Annotated in this window: 7 protein-coding genes; 3 read left to right on the top strand and 4 right to left on the bottom strand. The window is 68.0% G+C overall.

Translation table 11 applies throughout. The annotated features are described in order from the left end of the window. Positions 1 to 2,440, bottom strand: a 2,440-nt coding sequence (locus tag AAF184_23705) for an amidohydrolase family protein (protein ID MEO0425361.1), incomplete at its 3' end; no start/stop codon positions are given. A 140-nt stretch (positions 2,441 to 2,580) separates the two neighbouring features. Between AAF184_23705 and AAF184_23700 the strand changes: the two genes are divergently transcribed. From AAF184_23700 to AAF184_23690, 3 genes are read left to right on the top strand one after another with little or no spacing between them, the layout of a single operon-like run. Next, complete coding sequence (locus AAF184_23700) at positions 2,581 to 5,919, top strand: glycosyl hydrolase (protein ID MEO0425360.1); 3,339 nt, start codon at positions 2,581 to 2,583, stop codon at positions 5,917 to 5,919. 18 nt (positions 5,920 to 5,937) lie between these two features. Then, a complete protein-coding gene (gene greB / locus AAF184_23695; protein ID MEO0425359.1) occupies positions 5,938 to 6,441 on the top strand; it encodes a transcription elongation factor GreB in 504 nt (167 codons plus the stop codon). A gap of 25 nt (positions 6,442 to 6,466) precedes the next feature. Next, positions 6,467 to 6,688, top strand: a complete 222-nt coding sequence (locus AAF184_23690; GenBank protein ID MEO0425358.1) for a hypothetical protein — start codon at positions 6,467 to 6,469, stop codon at positions 6,686 to 6,688. 31 nt (positions 6,689 to 6,719) lie between these two features. On the opposite strand, the gene AAF184_23685 is transcribed toward AAF184_23690, so the two are convergent. The 3 genes from AAF184_23685 to AAF184_23675 all read right to left on the bottom strand — a co-directional run. Continuing rightward, positions 6,720 to 7,127 carry a hypothetical protein gene (locus tag AAF184_23685; protein MEO0425357.1) on the bottom strand — a complete coding sequence of 136 codons (408 nt, stop codon included), beginning with the start codon at positions 7,125 to 7,127 and terminating at the stop codon, positions 6,720 to 6,722. Between the two features lie 92 nt (positions 7,128 to 7,219). Next, positions 7,220 to 7,636: a hypothetical protein gene (locus AAF184_23680; GenBank protein ID MEO0425356.1), complete on the bottom strand. Its 417-nt coding sequence runs from the start codon at positions 7,634 to 7,636 to the stop codon at positions 7,220 to 7,222. A gap of 111 nt (positions 7,637 to 7,747) precedes the next feature. Then, on the bottom strand, positions 7,748 to 7,936 hold a 189-nt coding region (locus tag AAF184_23675; protein MEO0425355.1), incomplete at its 5' end, for a hypothetical protein.

Raw genomic sequence — 7,936 nt, 5'->3', positions numbered from 1 at the left:
TGATCTCGGACTGCACGTAGGAGTGGCAGCTGATGAAGCGCTCGCTGTCCAGGATCTCCGCCATCGCATCCATCACGAGGTCGCGACGGGGCGCGGGACTACGCGCTTTCTCCGCGCGGCTCAGGCCTTGCCACGCGGCCCACGCTTCCTGGTAATCGCGGGCGGCGCCGAAGCCGTCGCGGAATACCTGCTCCACGCCCATGCGCGTCTGCGGGTAGCGGATGGAGGCCGGGTTGCGCGAGCGCTTCACGTTCTCGCCGAGGGCGAACTTGATGAAGCCGTCCGCCCCGTCGATCAGCATCTCCTGCGGCAGCATGCCCCAGCGCATCTTCACCAGGGCCGACTGGCCGCCGACGGGGTTCGCCGAGCCGTGCAGCAGCTGTGCGGCCGTCACGCCGCCGGCGAGGTTACGGTAGATGTTGACGTCCTCGGAGTTCACCACGTCGTTCATGCGCACCATCGATGAGTTGGTGGCGATGTCGTTCACGCCCGAAAGGGCGATGTGGGAGTGCTCGTCGATGATGCCCGGCGTCACGTGCATGCCCGCCGCGTCGATCACGCGAGCGTTGCGGCCTGCGAGGTTCTGCCCCACCGCGGCGATGCGCCCGTCGCGTACGAGCACGTCGGCCCCTTCGAGCTTGCCCTCACCTTCCAGGGTCCAGACGGTGGCGTTGCGGATGAGGAGTGCTTCGGGGCCCGGTGGGTTCGCGGTGCCGTAGGCCGTGAAGGGATAGATCACCTCGCCGAGGGCGGGCTTCTCGTCGCCCTCCGATTTGCCCTCGCCCTTCTCTTCTGCGTCCGGCAGGTTGGCAGCGCGTACCGCGCGCCACTTCACGATGGCGCCATCCGGCAAACGGCCCTCGCCAGCCCAGTGGTCGTCGAGTTCCCAACCGCCGAGGCGAATCGCCGCCGCGTCCTTCTCCGGGGAGAAGCTCAAGGTGATGGCGCCGTCGTCGAAGGTGAGCTTGGCGGTGATCGGCTTCGGCTCCTCGGCGTCTTCCGCGTCCTCGGCGATCGCCTCCTCCACCGGCAGGCGTAGCTCGGCCTTCGGTGCGGTGGGTTTGCCGCTGACGTGCAGCTCGTAGGCGGTGGTGCCGACGCTGAGCGCGTAGACGCCGCTGCGATCGGGCGTGTGGCCCTTCACCTGGTAGCGTTCGCCGGCCACCCAGTTCTCCTCGATCACCATGGCTTCATCGAAGAGCGGCGCACTGGTGACGATGAGGTTGGCGATGGCGCCCGGCTGCAGTTCACCCAGGCGCAGGGACTCGCCGAGGAGCGCCGCTGGCACGGTGGTCAGGGCGGCCAGGGCGCGTTCTTCGCTTAGCCCGCGCTCGATGGCCTGGCGCAGACGGGGCCAGAACTTCTTCGCATCGCCGCTGCTGGTGAGGGCGAAGGTGACGCCGGCCGCCTCCAGGCGAGCGGCATTGCTAGGTGCTAGTTCCCAGTGCTTGAGGTCCGTGAGGGAGACGTGGTCCGCCGCGAAGGGGTCGGTGACGTCCTCGGCGTCGGGGAACTCCAATCCCACGATGAGAGCGGCGCCGGTCGCCTTAATGGCGTCCACGCGCTGGTAGGCGTCGCCGCCCTCGCGGATCACGTACTGCACGCTGAACTCATCGCCCACCATGTCGGCGCGCAGGGCGGCCATCCAGTCGTCTACCGTGAAGATCTGCGGCAGCGCCTGCAGCTCTAACCACGCGGCGAGGGACTCGTCGGTGAACGGTTTTGGTGACTGGGCGGCGTACCACTTCGCGTCGAGGAAGGTCTGACGCAGCAGGGCGACGGAGCCCATCGGCGAGATCGGGAAGCTCTGGCTCGACGAGCCCTTGTTGAAGGAGTACACAGCCGCGACACGGGGCACGAGCACGGCTTCGTTGTCCGACACGTCGCCGAGGGTGACTAGGGCGGCGCTGCCGCGGGCGATGCCGTCGGCCATGGACGTGAGCACGGTGCCGAAGCCCATGCCGCGCCAGGTGGCGGCGTCCTTGGCTTTCACGGTGAAGTCGCTCACCGCGTCGTACTCCGCGCGGATCGCCTGATTGGGGTTGTAGGCGCCCGGCGTCTCCGACTCCAGCACCTCGGCCTTGGAGAAGGAGAACGGCGCCGGCTTGGTGGGGTCCGGGAGGCCGTAGGCGGCGTCGATGTCGATGAGGCTCGGGTAGATGTGGCGGCCCGAGAGGTCGATGGTCGCGTAGCCCTCCGGCACGGGGCTATCGCCCGCGCTGACCGCCACGATCTCGCCCTCGCGAATGAGCACCACGGCATCGCTGAGCACGTTGCCTGGCGAGACCGTCACGGTGGCCCCCGTGAGCGCGTAGGCGCCGGTGCGCTCATCGGCGACATCATTTGGGGTGGCAGTCTCTTGGGCGCGGAGCGGCGAGGCGCTCAGCACGATGAGCGCAAGCGCGCTGCCCAGGGTGGATCGAGAGAACAGCGCGTCCATGGGATACCTTGCTGAAAATCCGGAATTATCAGTCGCTTTTTATACGGGTTGTCCTAGCGAGAGTCCAACGGCCCCCGGCAGCTTTAGGCCGGTGGTATTCTCATCCGCCCGTCATCTTTTGCTCTTAAGGATTGCCATCCATGAAGGCCACCGTTTGGCGCACTGCAATCGCGCTCTGCACCTTGTCGCTCACGCTCGCCACGTTCAGCACAGCCCACGCCGCGGTGATCGACGAAGAGTCGATGCAGGCGATGGAATACCGCCTCGTCGGCCCCTACCGCGGCGGACGCGTCACGGCCGTGACCGGCGTGCCCGGCAAGCCCGACACCTACTACATGGGCTCCACGGGCGGCGGCGTCTGGAAGACCACCAACGGTGGCCAGCGCTGGTTCAACGTGTCCGATAAGGAGCGTGAGATCGATCCCCCGCCGTCGCCGACGGTGATGGGCGATGTGGACCCGATGCTCGCCGCCAGCGGCCGCGTGCGCGCGCCCACGGGCGGCCTGCCGAAGATGGCCACCACCACGCGCACCCGCGAAGGGGATGAGTTCGGCAGCGCCTCGGTCGGCGCCCTCGCCGTGGCCGAGTCCGACCCGAACATCGTGTGGGCCGGCATGGGCTCCGTCGACATCCGCGGCAACACCTCCGCCGGTGACGGCATCTACCGCTCCATGGACGGCGGCGACACCTGGCAGCACATGGGCCTGCCGGAGGCCGGCCAGATCGGCCGCATCCGCATCCACCCGCAGGATCCGGACATCGTCTACGCCGCCGTGCTCGGCCACGCCTTCGGCCCCAACCCCGAGCGCGGCGTCTACCGCACCACCGACGGCGGCCTCACCTGGTCGCGCGTGCTGCACGTGTCCGACAAGGCCGGCGCCGTCGACCTCGCCATGGACCCGAGCAACCCGCGCATCCTCTACGCCGCCTTCTGGGAAGCCGTGCGCCTGCCCTGGGACATGATCTCCGGCGGCCCCGGCAGCGGCCTCTACAAGTCCATCGACGGCGGCAACACCTGGGTGCCGCTCACCGAAGGTCTGCCGGAGGGCACCCTCGGCAAGATCGCCGTGAGCGTGTCGCCCGTGGCGCCGAATCGCGTGTTCGCCCTCGTCGAGCACGAGACCGAGTGGGGCCTCTACCGCTCCGACAACGGCGGCAAGAAGTTCCGCCGCGTGAGCGACGACCGCAACCTCATCACCCGCGCCTGGTACTACACCAAGGTCTACGCGGACACCCAGGACGCCAACACCGTCTACATCATGAACGTGCAGATGTGGCGCTCCGACGACGGCGGCAAGCACTTCGTCCCCATCCGCACGCCGCACGGCGACAACCACGACCTGTGGATCAACCCAGACGATCCCAAGAACATGATCCAGGCCAACGATGGCGGCGCCAACGTGACCTACGACGGCGGGCGCACCTGGTCCACCCAGGCCAACCAGCCCACGTCCGAGATCTACCGCGTGAGCGTGGATAATCAATACCCCTACTGGCTCTACGGCGGTCAACAGGATAATTCGGCTGTCGCTATTCCTAGCCGCACTGCCGGCCAGGGCATCCAGCGCAAGGACTGGTACGCCCCCGCCGGCTGCGAGACTGCCTACGTGGCCGTCGACCCGCGCAACCCGGACATCACCTACGGCGGCTGCTACGGCGGCTCCATCGGTCGCCTCGACCGCAGCCTCGGCCTCGAGCAGGAAGTGATGGCCTGGCCGCAGATGGCCGTAGGCCAGGCCGCCAAGGACCTGCGCTTCCGCTTCCAGTGGAACGCGCCGATCCGCATCTCGCCCCACGACGCCGACGTGCTCTACCACGCCTCCAACCACGTGCACCGCTCCCGCGACGGCGGCCACAGCTGGGAAGTGGTGAGCGACGACCTCACGCGCAACGACCCCGAGAAGCAGATCCTCGCCGGCGGCCCCATCACCAAGGACAACACCGGCGTTGAGGTGTACGGCACGATCTTCGCCCTGGAGGAATCCCCGGTGGAAGCCGGCGTGCTCTGGACCGGTAGCGACGACGGCCTCATCCACGTCTCGCGCGACAACGGCGCCACCTGGAGCAACGTCACGCCCAAGGCCATGCCCGAGTGGGGCACGGTGAACGTGATCACCCCCTCCACCCACGCCGCTGGCCGCGCCTTCGCCGCCGTACATCGCTACCGCACGGACGATTTCGCGCCCTACCTCTTCCGCACCAACGACTTCGGCAAGACCTGGACCCGCCTCACCAGCGGCGCCAACGGCATCCCAGCCGACCACTTCGTGCGCGCCGTGGCCGAAGACCCGGACCGCCAGGGCCTGCTCTACGTGGGCACCGAGTACGGCATGTACGTCTCCCTCGACGACGGCCGCGCCTTCCAGCCCCTGCAGCTGAACCTGCCGCTCACGCCGATCACGGACCTCAAGGTCAAGGATCAGGACCTCATCGTCGCCACCCAGGGCCGCTCCCTGTGGATCCTCGACGACCTGAGCCCCCTGCATCAGATGACCGATCAGGTGGCGCGCGCCGAGTACCACCTCTTCACGCCGCGCCCAACGATTCAGTTCGCCGGCGGCGGCGGCAACGCCGCGCCGGGCACGCCCGCCGGTCGCAACCCGTCCTACGGTGCGTCGATCTACTACCTCCTGCCCGAGGGGCTCGATGAGGAAGGCGACGACGTGCCCGAGGTCACCCTGGAGATTCTCGCCGGCGACGACGAGGTGCTGCGCGCCGTCTCCAGCAAGGAAGGCGAGTACACCGCACCCAACGTGTGGCGCCGCATGTTCCCCGAGTTCTTCGAGCCGCGCACGATGACCGCCCACCACGGCCTCAACAAGTACGTGTGGGACCTGCGCCTGAAGGACCCGAAGATGGTCGACGACGCCGTGCTCTGGGGCGCCCCGCAGGGCCCCGAGGTGCCGCCGGGCACCTACCAGGCCCGCCTCACCATCGGTGACTGGACCGCCACCGTGCCCGTGGAAGTGCGCGCCGACCCCCGTCTCGACGTGCCCCGTGAGGCCCACGAGACGCGCTTCGCCCTCGCCTACGAGATCTATGAGTCGCTCCAGCGCAGCCACGAGGTGATCCGCCAGGCCCGCACCGTGCGCGACCAGGCCCAGGCCATCGCCAAGGTGACGGAGAACGACGTGATCCGCGAGAGCGCCGACGCCCTCGCCGAGCAACTCACGGCCGTGGAGACCACCGTGCTCCAGGTGCAGAGCAAGGCCCCGCAGGACATCCTCAACTTCACGCCGATGCTCGACAACCAGTTCCTGCACCTGATGGGCGTGGTCGAGTCCGCCATGGGCGAACCCACGGAGGCATCCGTGGCGCGCTTCAATGAGCTCTCCGGGGAACTCAACGTGGTCGAGACCAAGCTCGTGGAGCTGCTCAACAACGACCTCGAGAAGTTCCAGGAACTCGTCGACTCGCTCGAGACCGACCGCGTGGTCGTGCCGCCCGCCGACAGCGCCGTGGGCGGCCGCCGCCGCTAGGCCAGGCCGTCCCTCGCCTTGCGCTGGCGCCCACCCCCGCCCAAGCAGTCGCCGTACATCACCCGCGAGGGGTACGAGCGACTGCAGGGCGAGCTCAAGGAACGCTGGACCTTCCGCAAGGAGGTCGTGACCGCCCTCGCCGCCGCCGCGGCCGAGGGCGATCGCTCCGAGAACGCCGAGTACGCGTTTCGCAAGAAGCAGCTCGGCGAGATCGACCGGCGCATTCGCTACCTGCAAAAGCGCCTGCCCGTGCTCAAAGTGGTCGATCCGGCGCCAGGTCAACAACGGGATAAGGTGTACTTCGGCGCCTGGGTCACCCTCGAGTACGAGGATGGCACCGTCGCCGAGCACCGCCTGGTAGGCCCCGACGAGATCGACACCGTGAAGCGGCACATCTCGATCGATGCACCTTTGGCGAAGGCGTTGCTCGGCAAGGCCGCTGGGGATGAGGTGGTGCTGACCCTGCCCGAAGGCGAGCGGGTGTACGAAGTGGTGTCCGTGCGGTACCAGTCGGCCGCATGATCTTGCGGCGGGTGTGGGGTCGCTCTTGAGTAACGTCGAGGATTACCTCGATCGGATTCCGGACGCGCGGGACGGACTCACCCGGCGCGAGCGCGTGGTGCTGTACGTGCTGCACGAGACGCAGAAGGAGCGGCCCGATCGCCCCGTGCCCACGGTGATGCTGTGGGGGCGCGTGTGCGAGCACATGGACATCAGCCAGGAGGAGCTGATGGCGATGTTAGCTCGCCTGGGGGCGATGAAGTACTAAGCCCCCCCGCGCGGTGCTCGCCCGCCCTGCCCTAGCGAACCAGCAACGGGGTGTAGCGGTACCGCAGCTCGCGCCTGAGCCTCCCCTTGCGCTGGACCGTGACTTCCACCACGGTCAGACACATGTGGCGCCTAATGTGCGAGCCCCTCACCTGGAAGCGCTTGCACACCTTGCGCGCACCAGGCACCTCTGCCGCATTCGGCACCGTGGTCACCGCTTCGTCCCCACCGCTGTCATCGGCCAAGTCCGGGACCTGTTCGCGGAGGCGATCCCAGTCTTGCTGGGCGCGCTCTTCGGTGGTGAGGAGCGAGTCATCGGGCGGCGCCGCTTCGCCACGCTCGTGGGGCCTCATATCGGCCGAGGCGTGGGCCATCGATGATGCGAATACCGCTATCCCGACGATGGGGAAGACGGACACCAAACGGATAGTGTTGCGCATGTGCCACCTCCGGTAGGGTTGGCTAAGCGATTGTGTTGGCCATCCCGCGGGATGGCGTTGCTGGCGCGAGGCGCGTTTGCGTCAGCGGGGAATCAGGGGTTGCCGGTGCTCCAGCGGAACACCTGTGAGGTGATCATCTCGTTGCGTGCTCGCGCGCGGGACTGGCTCGCCGGGCGGCATACGCGGCGCTTGATGCGGGTGCCTTCCGGGGCCACGCGCTCGCAGATCAAGGTGTTGCCGCGGACCGCTTGGGGCTTGGGCACGACTGCGACGGGCTTTGAGGTTTGCGGCTCTTTGGCGTCCAGGTCAGGGACCTGGTTGCGGAGGGTGTCCCAGGTGTCCTGGGGGCTGCGTTCCGCCGCTTCACTCTGCTGTGTCGGCGATGGGGTAGCGGCCTCGCGGGCGTCCTCTGCGGCGTAGCGACCGCCCGCGCTCGCGAACGCGTTGATCGCGAGCATGAGCGCGAGTACTGCAAGTGCGATCCGTGTTGGTCGATGCGTATGGCTCATCGCTCTCTCCTGCCTGGTGCTACTCAATGCCGCCAATCGGTCGCGAGGCAGCGATGGCGCTGCGACGACCGTTCGCGACGGCGCGCAGGCCCGGCCGCGGTGCCGAGGATCCTAGTGGTTCATCCCGTGGAAGAAGACGGCCTCGCGCATCGCGAGGTTGTCCCGCCGCTCGGCCAGCCATTCGTCCTCGGAGTAGCAGATGCGCTTCTTCAGGCGCGTGCCGATGCGGGCCACGTGAATGCAGTAGCGACGCTCCGCCGGCACGGTTTCCGCTGAGGGCACTCCGGTGGCCGCGGTGCT

The organism is Pseudomonadota bacterium (assembly GCA_039815145.1).
GTDB lineage: Bacteria > Pseudomonadota > Gammaproteobacteria > Steroidobacterales > JBCBZW01 > JBCBZW01.
This window is presented reverse-complemented; position numbering and strand designations above follow the sequence as displayed.